Origin of the sequence: Paenibacillus glycanilyticus NBRC 16618, assembly GCF_004000805.1 — a bacterium.
GTDB lineage: Bacteria > Bacillota > Bacilli > Paenibacillales > Paenibacillaceae > Pristimantibacillus > Pristimantibacillus glycanilyticus.
The window spans coordinates 1-17,563 of sequence record NZ_BILY01000025.1 but is presented as its reverse complement, the minus strand read 5'-3'; the positions used below and the strand labels follow the sequence as shown (position 1 = coordinate 17,563).

Annotated in this window: 14 protein-coding genes; all 14 read left to right on the top strand. The window is 50.9% G+C overall.

From position 1 onward, the window contains the following. Nucleotides 1–14 precede the first annotated feature (14 nt). Complete coding sequence (locus PGL01S_RS19280) at nt 15–1,616, top strand: response regulator (RefSeq protein WP_127496219.1); 1,602 nt, start codon at nt 15–17, stop codon at nt 1,614–1,616. Beyond that, nucleotides 1,613–3,421: a cache domain-containing sensor histidine kinase gene (locus PGL01S_RS19275; RefSeq protein WP_127496218.1), complete on the top strand. Its 1,809-nt coding sequence runs from the start codon at nt 1,613–1,615 to the stop codon at nt 3,419–3,421. Before PGL01S_RS19280 ends, PGL01S_RS19275 begins: the two co-directional genes overlap by 4 nt. Further along, a complete protein-coding gene (locus PGL01S_RS19270; protein ID WP_127496217.1) occupies nt 3,418–4,986 on the top strand; it encodes an extracellular solute-binding protein in 1,569 nt (522 codons plus the stop codon). The genes PGL01S_RS19275 and PGL01S_RS19270 overlap by 4 nt, the downstream gene beginning before the upstream one ends. A gap of 171 nt (nt 4,987–5,157) precedes the next feature. After that, nucleotides 5,158–6,060, top strand: coding sequence for an ABC transporter permease (locus tag PGL01S_RS19265; RefSeq protein ID WP_015842534.1), 903 nt, complete (start codon nt 5,158–5,160; stop codon nt 6,058–6,060). Between the two features lie 44 nt (nt 6,061–6,104). Next, nucleotides 6,105–7,001 (top strand): carbohydrate ABC transporter permease, encoded by an 897-nt coding sequence (locus PGL01S_RS19260; RefSeq protein ID WP_127496216.1) that lies wholly within the window; start codon nt 6,105–6,107, stop codon nt 6,999–7,001. 73 nt (nt 7,002–7,074) lie between these two features. Beyond that, nucleotides 7,075–8,718 carry an ABC transporter substrate-binding protein gene (locus tag PGL01S_RS19255; RefSeq protein ID WP_127496215.1) on the top strand — a complete coding sequence of 548 codons (1,644 nt, stop codon included), beginning with the start codon at nt 7,075–7,077 and terminating at the stop codon, nt 8,716–8,718. A gap of 161 nt (nt 8,719–8,879) precedes the next feature. Continuing rightward, on the top strand, nt 8,880–9,422 hold the full coding sequence (locus PGL01S_RS19250) for a histidine phosphatase family protein (protein ID WP_127496214.1): 543 nt from the start codon (nt 8,880–8,882) through the stop codon (nt 9,420–9,422). Nucleotides 9,423–9,506: 84 nt separating this feature from the next. Further along, nucleotides 9,507–10,622 (top strand): AI-2E family transporter, encoded by a 1,116-nt coding sequence (locus tag PGL01S_RS19245; protein ID WP_127496213.1) that lies wholly within the window; start codon nt 9,507–9,509, stop codon nt 10,620–10,622. Between the two features lie 139 nt (nt 10,623–10,761). Further along, nucleotides 10,762–11,895: a GerAB/ArcD/ProY family transporter gene (locus PGL01S_RS19240; RefSeq protein ID WP_127496212.1), complete on the top strand. Its 1,134-nt coding sequence runs from the start codon at nt 10,762–10,764 to the stop codon at nt 11,893–11,895. Beyond that, complete coding sequence (locus tag PGL01S_RS19235) at nt 11,885–13,474, top strand: spore germination protein (RefSeq protein ID WP_127496211.1); 1,590 nt, start codon at nt 11,885–11,887, stop codon at nt 13,472–13,474. The genes PGL01S_RS19240 and PGL01S_RS19235 overlap by 11 nt, the downstream gene beginning before the upstream one ends. A gap of 4 nt (nt 13,475–13,478) precedes the next feature. After that, entirely contained in the window at nt 13,479–14,588 is a 1,110-nt protein-coding gene (locus PGL01S_RS19230) for a GerAB/ArcD/ProY family transporter (RefSeq protein WP_127496210.1), read from the top strand. Further along, nucleotides 14,585–15,817: a Ger(x)C family spore germination protein gene (locus tag PGL01S_RS19225; RefSeq protein ID WP_127496209.1), complete on the top strand. Its 1,233-nt coding sequence runs from the start codon at nt 14,585–14,587 to the stop codon at nt 15,815–15,817. The genes PGL01S_RS19230 and PGL01S_RS19225 overlap by 4 nt, the downstream gene beginning before the upstream one ends. Before the next feature lie 3 nt (nt 15,818–15,820). Beyond that, a complete protein-coding gene (locus tag PGL01S_RS19220) occupies nt 15,821–16,078 on the top strand; it encodes a hypothetical protein (RefSeq protein ID WP_127496208.1) in 258 nt (85 codons plus the stop codon). 232 nt (nt 16,079–16,310) lie between these two features. Further along, on the top strand, nt 16,311–17,306 hold the full coding sequence (locus tag PGL01S_RS19215; RefSeq protein ID WP_127496207.1) for a LysM peptidoglycan-binding domain-containing protein: 996 nt from the start codon (nt 16,311–16,313) through the stop codon (nt 17,304–17,306). Nucleotides 17,307–17,563: the final 257 nt, after the last annotated feature.

Sequence of the window (17,563 nt, the reverse complement as noted above, 5' to 3'; positions counted from 1 at the left end):
CAGGAGGGATTCTCTTGAAGTTATTAATTATTGACGACGAGACCCGGACAAGAGAATTGTTGAAAAACTATATTCCGTGGGACACGGTAGGAATCGACGAGGTAGAGACGGCACGCAACGGACTTCAAGCGCTGGAGCTTGCGATGGAGCGGAAGCCGGATATTATACTTTGCGATATAAGGATGCCTAAGATGACCGGAATCGAATTCGCAACCGCGTACAGGATTGCGGATCCGGATTGCCCGATTATTTTCCTCAGCGGCTTCTCCGATAAGGAGTATCTCAAATCCGCGATTCAGCTTAAGGTGTTTACGTATATCGAAAAGCCCGTAAATTTGAACGAAGTGCGCGACGTGGTGGAGGCGGCCATCCGGCAACGCAAGGAGGAGCGGAAGCGCAAGGAGGAAGAGCGCAAGCTGCAGGAGGGCTTTGACCATAGCTTGCCTTATCTTAGACAGGAGATGGTTCGCAGGCTGGTATCGAATCCGTACTCTCCGCATGTCGTTCCGGCATTGGGCAGTCGGGAGACGTTCCTGCTTCCAAGTGAAGGTTCCTATACGGTAGCCGTCTCCAGCCTTTACTGGAGTCCGCTTGATTTGCCGGAGGATCCCGGCGTGACGCAGTTGCGCATACTGGAAGCGATCTCTAGCCGTGACTGCTTTTATGATATGAAAGCGCTTGCCGGGTTTGATTCGAGCCATCATCTGGTGCTTATTCTGCCCGGCGAGTACGGAAGCTCCTACCGGGAAGGCAGAGAGAAGATAGAGGAGATTTTTGCCGGGCTCCGCGAGATTGCGGGACCGGCCATCGACCTTCGGATTGGAATCGGGCAGCCGGCAGCCTCCTATCGGGAGATCCCCGAATCCTACCGTCTGGCTTCCCTTGCTTGCGCCTATCAATATTACGGCAACGGATCAAAGCCTGTCTTCTCGGACGTGCTTGCGTCGCATGCTCCCGTTGCAACGAACTGGGAAGAAGTGCGGTTGATGAGAGACCAGCTCCGCAAAGGCCATGTGGAGGAAGCTAAGCAAATCGTCCGGGAATGGACGGCTTATGTCCGGAAGCAGATGGATCTTGATATTATGCGATTAAAAGATACGTATTTCCAATTCCTCATCGCGATTATGGAAACGGCTATCCAGCTTGGGCTGGCGGAGGTATCGAAGGATACCGAACGGAGGTACATGTGGAAGGAAATCGACCGTATACCGTGTCTCGGAGATTTGGAGCAATATGTGATATCGTTCCTGGAGGCAATGGCTGAGCCTAGCGAGGATGAGGCGGGAGCGGGGAGCGGAAAGATGAGGGAGATTCACCGTTATATCCATGCCCATTTCCATGAGAAAGGCTTCACGATCCGCGCCATAGCCGATCATGTACAGTTAAGCGAGACTTATCTATGCGCTTATTTCAAGAAGCATAGCCGTCAGACGATCAAGGAATACATTACGGATACAAGAATGAACAAGGCGAAGGAGCTGCTCTGCGACCAGAATGTAAAAATGATCGAGGTAGCGCTCCTGATCGGCATGACCGATGCGAATTACTTCACCACCTTCTTCAAACGGAACGCGGGCTGTACCCCTTCCGAATTCAGGGAGCGTGCCGTCCGATGAGAAGAAGATTGAAGCGGCCTTTCTTCTTCAGCATCCGTTACAAGCTGTTTGCGACTTACGTGCTGGTGATCATGATCCCTTTCCTGCTCCTCTTGTTTATTCATATCAGCACGACGCAGCAGGAGAATAAGGAAGCGGCGATTTATGCCTCGCGCAAAATGCTGGACGAGACGAAGGCTTATCTCGAATACAAATCAGAAGCGATTACGGAGGTTCTAAATTTTATCGCCTTCAACGAGCTTGTGCAGACGGCGGTCAATGCCGATTCCAAGCCGTATGAGGATATTGACGTGTGGCATATGGCTTCGCTGCAGCTGTCGAGGCTTATCAATCAATTCCGTTATAATGACGACATTGATTCCATTCAGATTTATATGAGACAAGGGCTTGCCGGCGCTACGGAAAATGCCGATTTTCTCGATATGAAGAAAGCGGAGGCAGAGCCCTGGTACGCCCGATTTGCTTCGGCCAAAGCCTTTGTCGCCTGGCTTCCTTCGACAGCGGTTGATTCCAATGCCGACAGCCGGGAATTAACGGTATTGCGTAAAATTCCGAATGAGCATGACATTCAGCGGTTCGACGGCATTGTACGCGCGCGCTTAAAGCCCGCCGCCATGGATTCGGTGCTTAACCATGCGATTCTGACGCCTCATGCGGCGGCTTTTCTGTTCAACGACGAAGGCGAGCTGTTAGGCAAGTCCGACCGGTTTATTTATTCGAATGAGCTCGCAATGGAAGTCAGCGCTCTTTATCGTCATTCCGACGAGGTAGACAATTACTACAATAATAATTATCCGATCGACGGAAGCCGGCATCTGCTTGGGGTGCAGGCGATTCCCCATACCGACATGAAGGTTGCGCTTGTCGTGCCATATACCGATATTTTGCAATCCAGCGTGAAGGCGAGGAACCGGATCATATCGATTTTCCTGATTGTTGTACCGTTTATGCTGCCTTTCTCTTTCTTTGTCGCTGCATCGGCAACCAAGAGGATAAGAAGGCTTATTATCCATGTCCGGAAGATAAAGCATGGCCATTTCCAGCTGGCGCCTCTTCCGGCAAGCGATGACGAGATTGGCGAGCTGACGCATAACTTCAACACGATGGTCCAGAATATCTCGGGTTTAATCGAAGAGAAGTCGTCGCTTGGGCGAGAGGTGAAGAACAAGGAGCTGAAGGCGCTGCAAGCACAGATTAATCCTCACTTCCTATATAATACGCTGGATCTGATTAATGCGATGGCGATAGAGTCTAACGCGAATGACATCAAGCGGGTTGTGGACGAACTGGCCGTCTTTTATAAGCTAAGCTTGTCGAACGGCAAGGAGTATGTCTCGCTTGAGAGCGAGCTGAAGCATATCGAGGCGTACGTGCGGATTCAGAACATGCGCTTTGGCGACAGCGTCCGTCTGGAATTTGAAGTGCCAAGGGATCTGTACGACTGCCGGCTGCCGAAAATATTGCTCCAGCCGCTTGTCGAGAACGCGATTCTGCACGGCATTATGGAGAAGGACAGCGAAGAAGGCGAAATCCGGATTTCCGCCTGGACGGACAAGGGAGATCTGCTCATCGAAGTATGCGATGACGGCGTAGGGATGAATGCGGAGCGGCTGAACGCCATTCTGCAAGCTCCTTCGGGAGAAGGCGGACGTGGCGGCTATGGCGTCCGCAATATCGAGGAACGTCTGCAGCTGTCCTACGGTCTTCAGTATGGACTGAAGTTCGACAGCTCGGAGGGCGAAGGAACGCGCGTCTTGCTGCGGCTGCCTGAACGAAGACTGGATGAACGGGGGAGAGCGCAATGAGACGGGGAATAAGAGGGCGGCTATGGCTTGGTGCGGCTCTGCTGTGCATGTTAATCGTGCTGGGATTAACAGCCTGTTCCAGGAATGCAGATAAGCAGGATGTTGCTGCAGCTGGTTCCGGCCATGAGAAGGAAGTAAAGCTTATCGGTTATCTGATTGGCGAGGCGCCAAAGGGAATGCCGCAAGTGCTTCAGGCGATTAACGACAAGCTGAAGAACGATATTAACGCAACGATTGAGCTGAATTATATCGGATGGAATGATGTCGCGTCAAAGTATCCGCTTGTTATGGCGAGCGGCCAGGACGTGGATTTTATATTTGCGGCAGATTGGAACTTCTATGTGACGGAGGCGACAAAGGGAGCCTTCTATCCGCTTAGCCAATCCATGCTGGAGCAATATATGCCGCGGCATATGGCGGCGATGGCACCGGAAGCGCTTCGCGCTGCCGATGTGAACGGGACGCCGTATATGGTTCCGACGTCCTCTCCCGACCGCAAGGTGAATGTGGCCTTGTTCCGCAAGGACGTGATGGAGAAGGCCGGCATGACGCAGATTACGAAGTTCTCGGAGATCGAGCCGTACCTGGCGGAGATTAAACGCGACTATCCGGGCATGATTCCGCTTAATCTGGACTCCCAATACGATCTTCCAACTCCGTTTGCTTATCTCATGCTGGAGAAGTTCGCCTGGTTTACGGCTCCGTTTGATTCGGGCGACCCTCTGGCTCAAGGCATAACGGCGGATATGGAGGACCCTGCGGCCGTGATGTACAGTATGGCGGAAGAACCGATTCTGGGCTGGCAGAAGGAAGCCGCGTATATCATGAAGGACTGGTATGACAAGGGCTACATTAACAAAAATCCTTACGCCAACAACATCCGTTCTAAGGATAATTTCTGCAACGGCAAATCGGGCATCGCATTCGGGAATTCCATCGATATGATGAACGTCTTTATGTCCTGCAAGGAGCAGGGGATAGAAGTCTATCCGTTCCCGATGCTGTATCCGTCAGGGAAGGCTGCGGAATCCAGCTGGCTGAACAACGGGGTAGCGATTGCCGCCTCCTCCAAAAATCCGGAAAGGACGCTGGAGGCGCTTGATTTGATTATGGAGGATCCTTCGTACGCCTATTTGGCTTATTACGGGATCGAAGGGGTTAATTACACAATTACGCCTGACGGTACGGTTGGCCTGCCGGAAGGCGTGACCTCCGAGTCCAATACGTATCCTCCCGATGCCGCTGGCTTCTGGTTCGTGAACAAGAACCTGTTTAAGCCCGTTGCCAAATCGACCGAGTCGTATAAAGAGCTGCAGGACCGGATTCAGCCGCTGCTGGAGCCAACGCCTCTGGTAGGGTTCCTATTTAATTCCGATCAGGTGAAATCGGAGATTGCCAATCTTAAAAGCGTCTCGACGCAATATGCGCAGCCGATTTATATCGGTGCGGTTAGTGATGTGGAGGCGGCCTTCGACACCCTTGTGCAGCATTTGAAGAAAGCCGGGATTAATAAGGTGAAGGCAGAGGTGCAAAAGCAGGCGGCGGAATATATCGCCAGCCGCTAATCGATAGAATGAAGAAGTCAGTCCGGGGTGTGCGAACGCCGGGCGGGCTTTTTTTTCGTTCATAGGTTTTCAAAGATGATCGTAGGTTTACCCCGTGTGAGGCAAAAGCCGCTTTCGATAACATAGAAACAGATAGAGATTGATGGAGAGAATGTTACGGAGGTTGCTCGCATGAAGGATATTCGAAAGAATTGGCTGTTGTATCTGATGTTTTTACCGGTTGCCGTTTACTTTGTCGTATTCGCTTACATCCCGATGGGCGGCGTCGTGATGGCCTTCGAATCTTATTCCAGGCAAGGCGGCATGTTCCTGAGCGAATGGGTGGGCTTTGACAATTTCCATTATTTCTTCGCTTCGGGCAAAGCATGGCTTGTTACCCGCAATACGATGGTGTACAACGTGATGTTCCTTGGGTGCTACACCTTGTTCTCCATTGTGGCTGCCGTATTCCTGTCGGAGATCCGGCGCAAATCGTTCAAGAAGCTCAGTCAGACGCTGATGTTCCTTCCGTATTTTATTTCCTGGGTAACGGTGTCGGCCTTTGTCTATAACTTCCTCAATTACGAGTACGGCATCGTAAACAAGCTTCTTCATTACATGGACGTGCAGGCGCTTGATATTTATTCGAACACCAGCTATTGGTACTTCCTGCTTCCTTTCTTGTATGTGTGGAAATGGGTAGGCTACGGCAGTATCCTGTATCTGGCCGCTATTGTAGGCATCGACCAGGAGATTTACGAGGCAGCCACGATTGACGGGGCAACCCGGCTTCAACGGATTACGAGAATTACCTTGCCGCTGCTCAAGCCAACGATGATTATTTTGCTGCTGCTGGGACTCGGGCGGATTATGAGAGGCGAGTTCGATATGTTCTATCAGCTGATCGGCAACAACGGTCTGCTGATGGACGCGACGGATATTATCGATACGCTGGCGTTCCGATCCTTAATGGGATCTGCCGATTTCGGCATGGCTTCTTCGGTCGGACTGTATCAGTCGGTGCTGACCCTCATTATTATTCTGACCGCTAACTGGCTGGTGCGCCGGTATGACAGAGAACAAGCGCTGTTCTAACCGCAAGCTTCCTATTCCACTTACGCGAGAAAGCAGGTGTTACGATGAGCAGTCCAACTTCCAGCCGGAAGCTGAATTCCGCTCCGCTTTTTACAACGATCTCTTATACGGTCGTATCCATCATTGCTCTTCTATGTCTGCTGCCCTTTATCGTTCTTCTGGCAGGCGCATTCTCCTCTGAGAGCTCCGTGCTTGCGGACGGGTACTGGTTCTGGCCGCGCGAGGTATCCCTTGAAGCGTTTAAGTATATTTTCCGCTATCCAAACGATGTGCTCTCGGCTTACAAGGTATCGATTATTGTGACGGTAGTAGGCACAGTATTGTCGCTGTTCATCTCAACGATGGCCGCCTATGTGCTGGGGAGAAAAGAGCTGAAGCACCGCAATAAGCTGGCCTTCTTCCTCTTCTTCACCACGCTGTTTAACGGCGGACTTGCTCCTTACTATATTTGGCTCAGCCGCAACCTGCACCTGACGAACACTTACGCGGTGCTGATTCTAGGTCCGATGTTCAACGTGATGTACATTCTTATTCTTCGCAGCTTTATAAAAAGCTCCGTTCCCGAGCCGCTGATTGAATCGGCGAGGATTGACGGAGCGGGCGAGATGAGGATTTTCCTGCAGATGGTTCTGTCGCTCAGCAAGCCTGCGCTTGCTTCGATTGGGGTGTTTACCGCGCTGGCTTACTGGAATGACTGGTGGACGGCGATGATGTTTACGACGAAGGACTCGCTCATTCCGCTGCAATATCTGCTCTATAAAATGCTGTCCTCCATCAATCTGTCCTCCGCTATGGCGCAGCATGTGACAAGCCTGGATGCTCCGAAGGAGACCTTTAAGCTTGCAATGACCGTGATTGCAACGGGACCTATTTTGCTCGTCTTCCCGTTTGCGCAGAAGTATTTCGTCAGCGGCGTAACGATTGGCGCCGTTAAGGGATGATATAGATTCCGCTTGAATCGGAATTTATATAGATGCTTTATTTGCTTGGCCATTATAAGGGGAGGGATTTATTTTGATAAGAAAAACAAAAAGCCCGTTTACGATGCTGGCCTTGATCGCGTTGATCGCGCTTTTACTGGCCGCCTGCAGCAGCAACAATAGCAGCAATACGCCGGCATCCTCCAAGGTCTCTGAAGAACCTTCGGCTTCAGCATCAGCTTCTCCGTCTGACGTCAGCAAGGAAACGGCTGCCGCAGATACCGGCAATGATAACTCGGAAGAAGTGAAACTGGTCGGGTATTTGCTGGGCGAAGCGCCAAAGGGCATGCCCGACGTCATGGCAGCCCTTAACGAAAAACTGAAGAAGGACATCAACGCAACGCTTGAGATTAACTATATCGGCTGGGGAGATATCGCCGCGAAATACCCGCTTATTCTGGCATCGGGCGAAGATGTCGACTTCGTCTTCACGGCCGATTGGAACTTCTATGTGCCTGAAGCCAATAAAGGCTCCTTCAAGGAACTGACGCAGGATATGTTCCAGAAGTATATGCCGAAATATGCGGCGAAGCAGGATCCGGCTGCCTACAAAGCCGCGCAAGTAAACGGCAAGCAATACATGATTCCGACTACAACTCCAGACCGCAAGGTTGGCGTAATCGTGCTCCGCAAGGACGTTATGGAGAAAGCGGGTTTGACGAATCCGACGAAGATCTCCGAGCTGGGGCCTTATTTTGCCGAGATTAAGAAGGATTACCCGAACATGATTCCGCTGAACCTGGACTCTCAATATGACCTTCCGGCACCGTTTGGCGCTTTGGTCCAAGAGAAGTTCGCTTACGCCGGCGCTCCGCTTGATTCCGGCGACCCGTCCGGTGTCGGCAACTATACCGACCAGGAGGACGCAACCGGTAAAATCCTGAGCATCACCGACGAGCCGGTTCAAGGCGCATTCAAATATGCGGCCGGCATTATGAAGCAATGGTATGATGCGGGATATGTCAACAAGAATCCTTATTCCAACAAGATTCGCTCGAAGGATAATTTCTGCGACGGAAAATCCGGCGTAGCGTTCGGCAACTCCATCGACATTCAAGCTACCCTGTCGTCTTGCAAGGATAAGAACATCGACACCTACATTATGCCGGTACTGTCGCCGACAGGCCATGCGCCGTCCAACAGCTGGCTGAACAACGGCGTTGCGATCGCCGCAAGCTCCAAGCATCTTGAACGGGCGATGGAAGCCCTTGATTTGATCATGGAGAATCAGGATTACGTATTTAATGCTTACTATGGAATCGAAGGCAAGAACTACGTGCTTACGGCCGACGACAAGCTGGCCTTGCCGGACGGCGTAACCGCTGCGGACAATACGTATCCTCCCGATGCAGCGGGCTTCTGGTTCGTCGACAAGGATTATTTCAAGCCAAGCGCAAGCTGGACGGATTCCTACATCGAGCTGAACAACAAGATCAAGGACTTCCTGCAGCCGATCCCGTATCTGGGCTTCACGTTTAACACGGACAATGTGAAGACCGAGATTGCGAATCTGAAAAACGTCTCCACGCAATACTTCATGCCGCTTGCGATCGGGGCCGTGAAGGATGTCGACAAGCAATTCGATTCGCTGAATTCCAAGATGAAGGCAGCGGGCGTCGACAAAGTGAAAACCGAGCTGGAAACGCAGGCTTCCGCGTTCCTTGCGGCGAAGGGCTGATAAGAGAGGTTAGGGCGGTTCCTTGGGGACCGTCTTTTTTTATTGCCCGTGAGTTGGGGGCTGGAGTGCTGGAGTGCTGGTAACCTGGAAGTTCATAGAGCTTTCAGGTTTTTGTTTTGGTATTATTTTCATATAAAGTATTTTTGAGAGGAGGCAACGTCATGAAACAAGTGTATATCGTGCGTCATTGCAAAGCAGCCGGACAGGAGCCGGATGCGCCATTAACGGAGACGGGCATTCGGCAGGCGGAAGAGCTTGCGGACTTTTTCTCCTGCAGGGAAGTAGATGTCATTCTATCCAGTCCGTTCGAAAGAGCTTTTAGAACAATAGCGCCGCTTGCAGGCAGACTTGGTGTGGATATAGCTACGGATGACCGCTTAACCGAGAGAGTTCTGTCAGGAGCCAATCATGCGGATTGGCGGGAGATGCTGCGACTGACTTACGAGGATCCGGATTTGCTTTACGAGGGAGGGGAGTCCAGCAATGAAGCAACGAGCCGTGCGGTAAACGTCCTTACGGAAGCTCTGAACAGCGGCAAAAACAACATTGTTATCGTCTCCCACGGCAATCTGATTTCTCTGCTGCTTAAGCACTTTGACAACCGGATCGGATTTGAAGAGTGGGAAGCCATGTCTAATCCCGATGTCTTTCAGCTTACCTTCCCGGCGGGTAAACCTAGCATTCAGCGAATTTGGGAGGAATAATTGCTCTTCCTATGTTTATTTCCGACCGTTTTGCGTTAATTCTAGTAATAGGGAAAAAATATCGTTAAAAGGAGTTTTGTCCGTATGCCGCAAGGCAAGTGGTTTCGCATAGGTTATGGCATTATCGTTGTTTTATTGATCGCCTATCTGGCGTCTAAAGTAGATTTCGTGTTTAATCCGATCGGCAAGGTGCTTGCCGCGTTATTCGTGCCGCTCTTGATCTCCGGCATGTTCTATTATTTGTTCCGGCCGTTTGTAAGGCTGCTTTCTATGAAGCTGCCCAAGGCGGTCGCTATTTTGCTCGTTTACATAGGCGCGATTGGCATCTGTTATTTGTTCTTCTGGATGATCTGGCCTCCAATCCGGGACCAGTCCATTAATTTGGTGGACAACTTTCCGCAGATCGTCGCTTCCGTCCAGACATGGCTTGAATCCATGCAGCAGCATGAATGGTTGAGGGAAATCGGGCAGAAGGATGCCCTTTCTACGGAAAATCTGACGAACAAGCTGACCGGTTCGCTGGATGAACTGCTTAATTCCGTCATCGGCAGCGTGCGCGGCATTTTTAACGTGATTATGAACTTCTTCTTCCTGCTTGGTCTCGTTCCGTTTATGATTTATTACTTGCTGAGCGAGGGAGACAAGCTGCCCGGCCATATCCTGCGGATGCTGCCGGAACGTTTCCACAAGGAAGCAAGCGGGGCGCTCAAGGAGATCGATGCGTCGATTGGTTCGTTTATCCTGAGCAAAGTGCTCACGTCGCTCCTTATCGGCGTGCTGACTTTTGTTGGTTACCTGCTTATCGATATGCCTTATCCGTTGTTGCTTGGCTTGATTGCCGCCATCACGAACTTCATCCCTTATATCGGGCCGTTAATCGCCTTTATCCCGACGGCTGTTGTTGCGCTTACCGTCTCTCCGATGACGGTGCTTCTGGTTGGCGTTGTGCTTGTTGTCTCGAACCAGATTGAAGCGAACCTGATCGGACCTCGGATCATCGGCAAGCAAATGAACGTTCATCCGTTCACCGTCATGCTGCTTGTTATTGGCGCAAGCTCCATTATCGGCGCTTTCGGGATGATCATCGTAGTTCCCGTCTATGCGATTATCAAGATTATCGCCATCCGCGTTTACGCATTCCGCAAGCATAACCACATCCCGCCAAAGGATCCGCTAGCGGAGGTTATCGAACGAAAGTAGTAAAAAAGCTGTCCACCCCGGACAGCTTTTTTTATTCCCCTATCCGGTTCCCGCTTCCTCATTCTGAATTATTTTCCATTCCGCCGGGCATGATAAGAAATGCAATTTTGGGCACATCTCGGACGGGAGGGGATTAGTCATGGTGACGTTGAGACAGATGGCTACGATGGTCATTCTGTTTTTAATCGGCAGCTCCTCTTTATTTCTGCTTGGCGGCACGGCGGAGCGGGATGCGTGGATGTCGGTGGCCGTTGGCGTGCTGGCCGGATTTGTGGTTATCAGTCTTGTGACGCTGCAGATCCAAAGGCTTGAGCCTGACCGGAACCTCATTGAAATATTCATGCTGTACTTCGGCAAAGTGATTGGCTTTGTTTTTGGACTCGTCTATGTCGTCTATTTCTGTTACAAATGCACCCGTAATGTCCGTGAGTTCGCAGACCTTTCCATTATGTTTCTGCTGTCGGATACGCCGCTTTCCGTCATCATGCTCATCATTTGCATTATTGGCGGTTATGCCGTCATGGGTGGTCCCGGAGTATTCTTTCGAATGACGGAGGTGCTGCTGCCGATCCTGATTTTGATCTATGTCTTAATCTATTGCCTATTGATTTTTACAGGAACCATAGATCTTGCCAGACTGCTTCCGATGCTGGAAAAGGGCTTCAAGCCGGTCTGGGACGCCGCTATTCCCGAGATTATCTCATTTCCTTTCGGCGAAATGGTATTGTTCCTCATGTTCTGGCGGTATATCGACAAAAGCAGCTTTGGCCAGGTGATGCGGGTAACGTTAAAGAGCTACTTGTTCGCCGGAGCGTTTATTACCGTCATGAATGTAGTAATTATCGCGAGCCTAGGCTCCTTAGCCGGATGGAGTACGGTACCGCTTCTGCAAGCGACAACCTTTGTGGCGATCGGGGATGTGTTTGAACGGTTTGATCCGTTTGTCGCGCTCTTGTTCTTTACAGCGGTATATGTAAAATTGACGGCTTATTACCTTGGCGCTTCGCTTGCCCTAGCCTACTTGCTTCGCATTTCGCTTCGAATTGCGGCCATACCGGTCGGTATCGGCATTTTTTTCGGCTCGTTCTGGTTTAAGAGCTACATGCACCAGGTAAACGTCGGCTTCGAACAAAATATCAAATATCATTTTCCAATATTCCAAATGTATATTCCGATCCTGCTGCTGATCGTTATGCTTCTACGGTCCGGCGTTCGATCGCGCGGCAAGGTACAAAAACAGCCATCTAGCGAGGACAGCAACCATGCTAATTGATAAGACTTCATCAAAGCCGGGCAAGCAGACCACTTCGTCCGGTCAGGACAAGCAGCCTGAGCAAGTGCTGCTTACGGATATGGATATCAATATCGAGCGCCTGCACCGGTTCCTGGGGGGCGGCGAGGATGTCGTATGCCGTACGCTTCAGCACCGTTCCTTTGACAACACTCGTTATGCGATCCTTTATATTGACGGCATTGTTGAGGGGACGACTATTAACACGCTGCTGCTTAGTCTGCTGGACGATGCCAATAATTCGTATACGAATGAGAAGAGCAGCGAAGGGGCCGGCCTATATCATCATTTAACCGAACAGTCCATCGCAATCGGCAAGCTTAGCGAAGTCAGCACGATTGAGCAAGCAGGCTACAGCATACTTGAGGGAAGCACGGTCCTTGTGGTGGACGGCAGCCTGAGGGCTATCGTGATGGATACTACCGGAGGCAAAACCCGTGCGGTAGAGGAGCCAAGCAGCCAGACGGTTATTCGGGGGCCGAAGAGTGGCTTTACCGAAAATCTGCGGACCAATACCTCGCTTATCCGCAGAATAATTAAGTCACCCGATATACGGTTTGACTACAAGATGATCGGACGCCAGACAAGAACGAATGTGGCGGTTGTCTATCTGGAGGGAATCGCGGAGCAGGAAATCGTCAATGAGGTTCACCGCCGGTTGGATAAAATCGATATCGACGGCGTGCTGGAAAGCGGCTATGTCGAAGAGTTTATTCAGGACCGGGCGTTTACGCCTTTTCCGCTGCTGCAGAATACCGAGCGTCCGGATGCGGCAAGCGCTGCTCTGCTGGAAGGCCAGGTTGTGGTTATGGTATCCGGAACGCCGTTTGTGCTGATCGCGCCGGTAACCTTTGCCAAGTTTTTTCAATCGAGCGAGGATTACTATCAGCGTTACGATATTGCGACCTTTCTACGGATCATCCGGATGGCTTCCTTCTTTATATCCATGCTGCTTCCGTCGCTTTATATTGCGATCACCACCTTTCATCAGGAAATGCTGCCGACCTCGCTGCTGATCAGCTTGGCGGCCCAGCGGGAAGGGATTCCTTTTCCGGCCTTGCTTGAGGCCTTCCTGATGGAGATTACTTTCGAGATCTTACGCGAAGCGGGTGTCCGGATGCCGCGGATTATCGGACCCGCGATTTCGATCGTTGGAGCTCTCGTGCTTGGCCAGGCAGCCGTACAGGCGGGGATTATATCGGCAGCCATGGTTATCGTCGTGTCCTTTACGGCTATTGCGAGCTTCGTTATTCCTGCCGTAAATATGGGCATTGCCGCCCGGCTTATCCGCTTTGTGTTAATGATTCTGGCCGGTACGTTCGGTTTGTTCGGCATCATGTCCGGGCTTATGATTCTGCTTGCCCATTTATGCGGATTACGCTCATTCGGCAAGCCGTATATGATGCCTTTTTCGCCTTTTGTACCGTCCAATTTGAAGGATGTACTGATTCGCGTGCCATGGTGGGCCATGCGTAAACGCCCTTTGAATATCTCTAACGATAGCAATGTAGTAAGGGAAGGCGCGGGGCAGAAGCCCAGCCCCGATCAGGAAGGAGCCTAGAATCATGAAGCCGGCTATATCGACCCTGCAGACCGTTGCCTTAATTCAAAGCGCGGTTACGCCTACGCTCGTATTGGCAGTGCCAAGCGTAATGGTCACGATTGCTCACCATGACGCCTGGATTTCAGGCGTAATAGCAACCATAGCCGGCATGATTATGGCTCTGGGAATTGCCCTGATCTGCAGGGCTAATAAAGGACAGCTTTTCCTGGAATGGATGGAAAGCAGCTTCGGAAGACCGATTGGCGTGGGGATCGGATTATTTATAGGGATTTATTATTTTAATTCCTTTTGCGTCATTGTCCGTACGTTTGCCGATTTTATATCCGATATTGTCCTTGATTCCACTCCGCTGTTTATGCTGACGGCCATTATGGTCGTCGTAGCGGCTTTTACCGTCATGCAGGGAATCGAAGCGATTGCTCGATCGTCTTTTTTGGTGCTAATCCTGATCATGCTTATTGTGCCAATATCCGTCTTTGTTCTTTATACAGACATTGATTTCAAGAGGCTTATCCCACTGTTTGATACGAGCCCGGTAAGATTGGCGATTGCTTCTTTTCCTCCTATCGGTCTGTTGTCGGAGGTAGCTGTCCTGCTTCTTATAAATCCTTATATGAAAAAACCGGCATCCGTTGTGAAAGCAGGTCTTTTGGGCACTTTCCTTGGATCCTCGCAGCTTGTGCTCGTTATTTTGCTTAGTCTTACGATCTTTGGACAGCAGCTTGTTCCGTTTATGTCCTACGCCTTTGTTAATGTCATGTCGATCGTGGAGGTTGGCGAGTTTCTGGAGCGGATCGAAATATTTACCGTTTCGGTCTGGGTCCTGACGATGTATATCAAATTAGCCGTGTTCCTGTTTGCAGCCGTTCATTGTATCTTCCACTCTCTTCGTCTGCGCAGCGAACGCCATACGGTTATCGGATTAAGCCTTCTGGCGATCGTAACGTCAGCGAGCGAGTGGCCGCAAGATATGGAGAGCACCTTTATGACAACCCTGGTCAACATGCCGGTGCTGCTGATCACGAATATTTTGCTGCCCATTCTTATTGCTCTGGGACTTCTCGTCACGCGAAGGAAACGAAAGCAGCAAGGAGGCATGCGGAAGCCATGAGATTGCGATTTAAGTCTATTTGTTGCGCTATGCTGCTTCTTCTGTTTGCGTCCCTGACAACCGGCTGCTGGAACCGGATCGAGCTGAACGAAGTGGCCATCACATCGGCAACGGGCATTGATTGGGACGGAAACAGCTGGATTGTGTCCTACCAGGTTGTTATTCCTGCCGCAATATCATCGGTTATGGGGGGATCGGGAGGCAGCGGCCCGAAGTCGCCTATCATTGTATACTCGACGAAAGGCAAAACCATACGGGATGCGATTATGCACAGCTATTCGGAAAGCCCGCGCAAGCTTTTTTTCGCTCATAACCGTGTCGTGGTTATTGGGGAAAAAGCGCTGCAGCATGGCGTAAACGAACTGATCGACGTCTATTTCCGCAATTCGAGCACCCGGGAGACCGTAAGCGTGCTTGCGACGCCGGGCACGGCGCGCCGAATTCTGGAGCAGTTCATGCAGCTGCAGGCGATTTCGGGGGCAGGTATGAAGGAGATTATTTTATCCGAGATGAAAAACACCTCCATTTTGCCCAATATTCCGGTCTATCAGCTTGCCATGGAAGTGACGGGGGATGCGAAAAGCGCCGTTGTCCCCGAGATTTTTGTGTCCGGAACGGAGGATACGTCCTCCCTGGATTCATTCGGAAGCACATCCATTCCTTCCAAGCTGAAGCTGGGACGCCTCGCCGTCCTGAAGGATGATAAAATGATCGGCTGGATGAGCCGGAAGGAATCGCTAGGAGCATCTTATTTGAGGGATAGCGTGAAACAGTCCTTTGTTGTTGTTCCTTGCGAAGACGATAAAGGCAAGAAAGGCTATGACACCATTCAAATTCTGAAGTCCTCCACGAAGGTTATTCCGAAGCTGAAGAGTAATCAGCTCACGTTTACGGCGGAGGTCGACGTGACCGGATCCTTATTGGAATCCACTTGCTCGCAGGATTTATATAAACCGGGCATCATCCAGTTGCTTGAACAAGGGGGGCAGCTGCAGGTTAGTGCCCTGCTTCAAGAGGCATGGAAGAGGGGGCAACAGTTAAATACGGATATATTCGGAGCGGCGGAGAAGACCCATCGCAAATATCCGAAGCAATGGAAAACGTGGAGCAAGAATTGGGATCAGGTGTTCAAGCAGGCCCCGCTTGAGACGAAGGTCAAATTCCGGATGGCACGGATGGGATTAAGCAACAAATCCTTTGATTACTTGATGGAAAAGAGGGAGAAGTAGGACGTGTTATATGTCGCTATTGTGATCGTACTGGCGTACGTCGTATTGTTGCTTGTAGGTGGAAAGCCGCTCCTCCGCAAAAAATGGTACAAAGATTTCGTCGTTTACCTGGTTCTGCTGACCTGGAGTGCCGTTATCGCGGTAGGCTTTGTTCTCAACTGGCCGGGTACGGAATCAGGTACAACGGTAGCGCTTATTAACATGGCGATGGAGCCGATTAGAAAAATAATGGTAGGCGTAATTGGCTGGGGGATGGATTAAAGACTAGTTCTTGAATCCTTGCGAGGGTTAGGTATATTGGGAAAGGATAGTTCCTGAAGAACCCGCTGTTGCGGGTTCTTTTTGCTTTCGGATCCTACGTACGCACCAATTGTTGCCGGAGGCTGCCGAACAAGAAGGAATCCTGCCGAATGACAGCGAATCAGATGAGCCGCAATTATTCCTTCAGAAGGTGTGATCATCGTTGAGCAGGTTGTCGAAGTGGGTCCTTTGTATGATTATGGTTATGATGGCATTGGCGAGTTATCCGGGGAATCTGGGGGCAGAGGCGGAGAAGGCTGCCGGCATTACCGTTCCTTACACCGTTAAGCCGGGAGATACGTTGTTTGGTATCTCGAAAAAATACTATCTGACAGGCGATTACGAACAAGTAGCGAAACTCAACGGCTTGAATCCCAAAGCATCGTTGAAAGCCGGAACGGTGATCAAGCTGAAAAGCCCTCTCGTACTGGATTACTACGAGGTACAGCCGGGAGAAACCCTATTCGCGATCACGAAAAGCTATTTTAACCGCAGCAACTATATGGACACCTTAATGACCTACAACGGGATAAGCGATCCCAATACCGAGCTGCAAATCGGGATGACGCTTCGCATTCCGCTGCCGTCGGGAGAAGGTAGGCATCATGTTGTAAAAGGCGATACCCTGTATAGCCTGTCGGTCAAATATTTCAAATCGCAGGACTATCAGAAGGCGGTTGCCCAGACGAACGGGGTGGGCACGGATACAAGCCTCATTCAAGCGGGGCAAGAGCTGCAAATTCCTAATCCGTATTACATGGCGGCGGCGAAGTCCGGCAGCACGGTCGCTGCGACGGCCTCGACCAAGCTTTCCATAGAGATCGATATTACGAAGAATAAGCTGTACGTAAAATCCGGAGGGACAATTAAGAAGACATTTAATATTGCCAGCGGGAAAAAAGCGGGTTTAACGCCAACCGGAACTTTCGAGATTCTAACAAAGATCGAGAACCCTTGGTACTCCGCCAAAGGAATTCCCGGGGGCGATCCGAAGAACCCGCTCGGCAGCCGCTGGCTGGGACTAAGCGTCCCGAATACCCAAGGAACGAAGTACGGCATTCACGGAACCAACGCCCCTTCATCCATCGGCACGAACGCAAGCGCGGGCTGCATCCGCATGCTGAATGAGGATGTAGAATGGCTATATAATGCGGTGCCTACGGGTACGAAGGTTACGATACATAAATAGAGTGATTTTAAGGGTTGGACAAGGGTGTTAAGGTCCCTTAGGAGCCTTAACCCTCGGAACGCAGCGGCGATTTGCCGGGTTAAGGCCCTCTAGGGACCTTAAGGATGCGGAATTTATGGCGAGAGCCGGCAAAATAAAGGGGATTCCGGCTTTTAAGGTCCTTGAGGGACCTTAAGCGTTAGAACCGAGGTGTGGGATAAAAGCTACCTAGAGTGGAGCGAATAAGACCCCGGCAGGGTCTTATCTGGCTCAAGTAG

Excerpts from the sequence above, each read along its gene's own strand:
- PGL01S_RS19275 (WP_127496218.1), top strand. The coding sequence starts at position 1,613 with ATGAGAAGAAGATTGAAGCGGCCTTTCTTCTTCAGCATCCGTTACAAG.
- PGL01S_RS19270 (WP_127496217.1), top strand. The coding sequence starts at position 3,418 with ATGAGACGGGGAATAAGAGGGCGGCTATGGCTTGGTGCGGCTCTGCTG.
- PGL01S_RS19265 (WP_015842534.1), top strand. The coding sequence starts at position 5,158 with ATGAAGGATATTCGAAAGAATTGGCTGTTGTATCTGATGTTTTTACCG.
- PGL01S_RS19260 (WP_127496216.1), top strand. The coding sequence starts at position 6,105 with ATGAGCAGTCCAACTTCCAGCCGGAAGCTGAATTCCGCTCCGCTTTTT.
- PGL01S_RS19250 (WP_127496214.1), top strand. The coding sequence starts at position 8,880 with ATGAAACAAGTGTATATCGTGCGTCATTGCAAAGCAGCCGGACAGGAG.
- PGL01S_RS19245 (WP_127496213.1), top strand. The coding sequence starts at position 9,507 with ATGCCGCAAGGCAAGTGGTTTCGCATAGGTTATGGCATTATCGTTGTT.
- PGL01S_RS19240 (WP_127496212.1), top strand. The coding sequence starts at position 10,762 with ATGGTGACGTTGAGACAGATGGCTACGATGGTCATTCTGTTTTTAATC.
- PGL01S_RS19235 (WP_127496211.1), top strand. The coding sequence starts at position 11,885 with ATGCTAATTGATAAGACTTCATCAAAGCCGGGCAAGCAGACCACTTCG.
- PGL01S_RS19230 (WP_127496210.1), top strand. The coding sequence starts at position 13,479 with ATGAAGCCGGCTATATCGACCCTGCAGACCGTTGCCTTAATTCAAAGC.
- PGL01S_RS19225 (WP_127496209.1), top strand. The coding sequence starts at position 14,585 with ATGAGATTGCGATTTAAGTCTATTTGTTGCGCTATGCTGCTTCTTCTG.
- PGL01S_RS19215 (WP_127496207.1), top strand. The coding sequence starts at position 16,311 with ATGATTATGGTTATGATGGCATTGGCGAGTTATCCGGGGAATCTGGGG.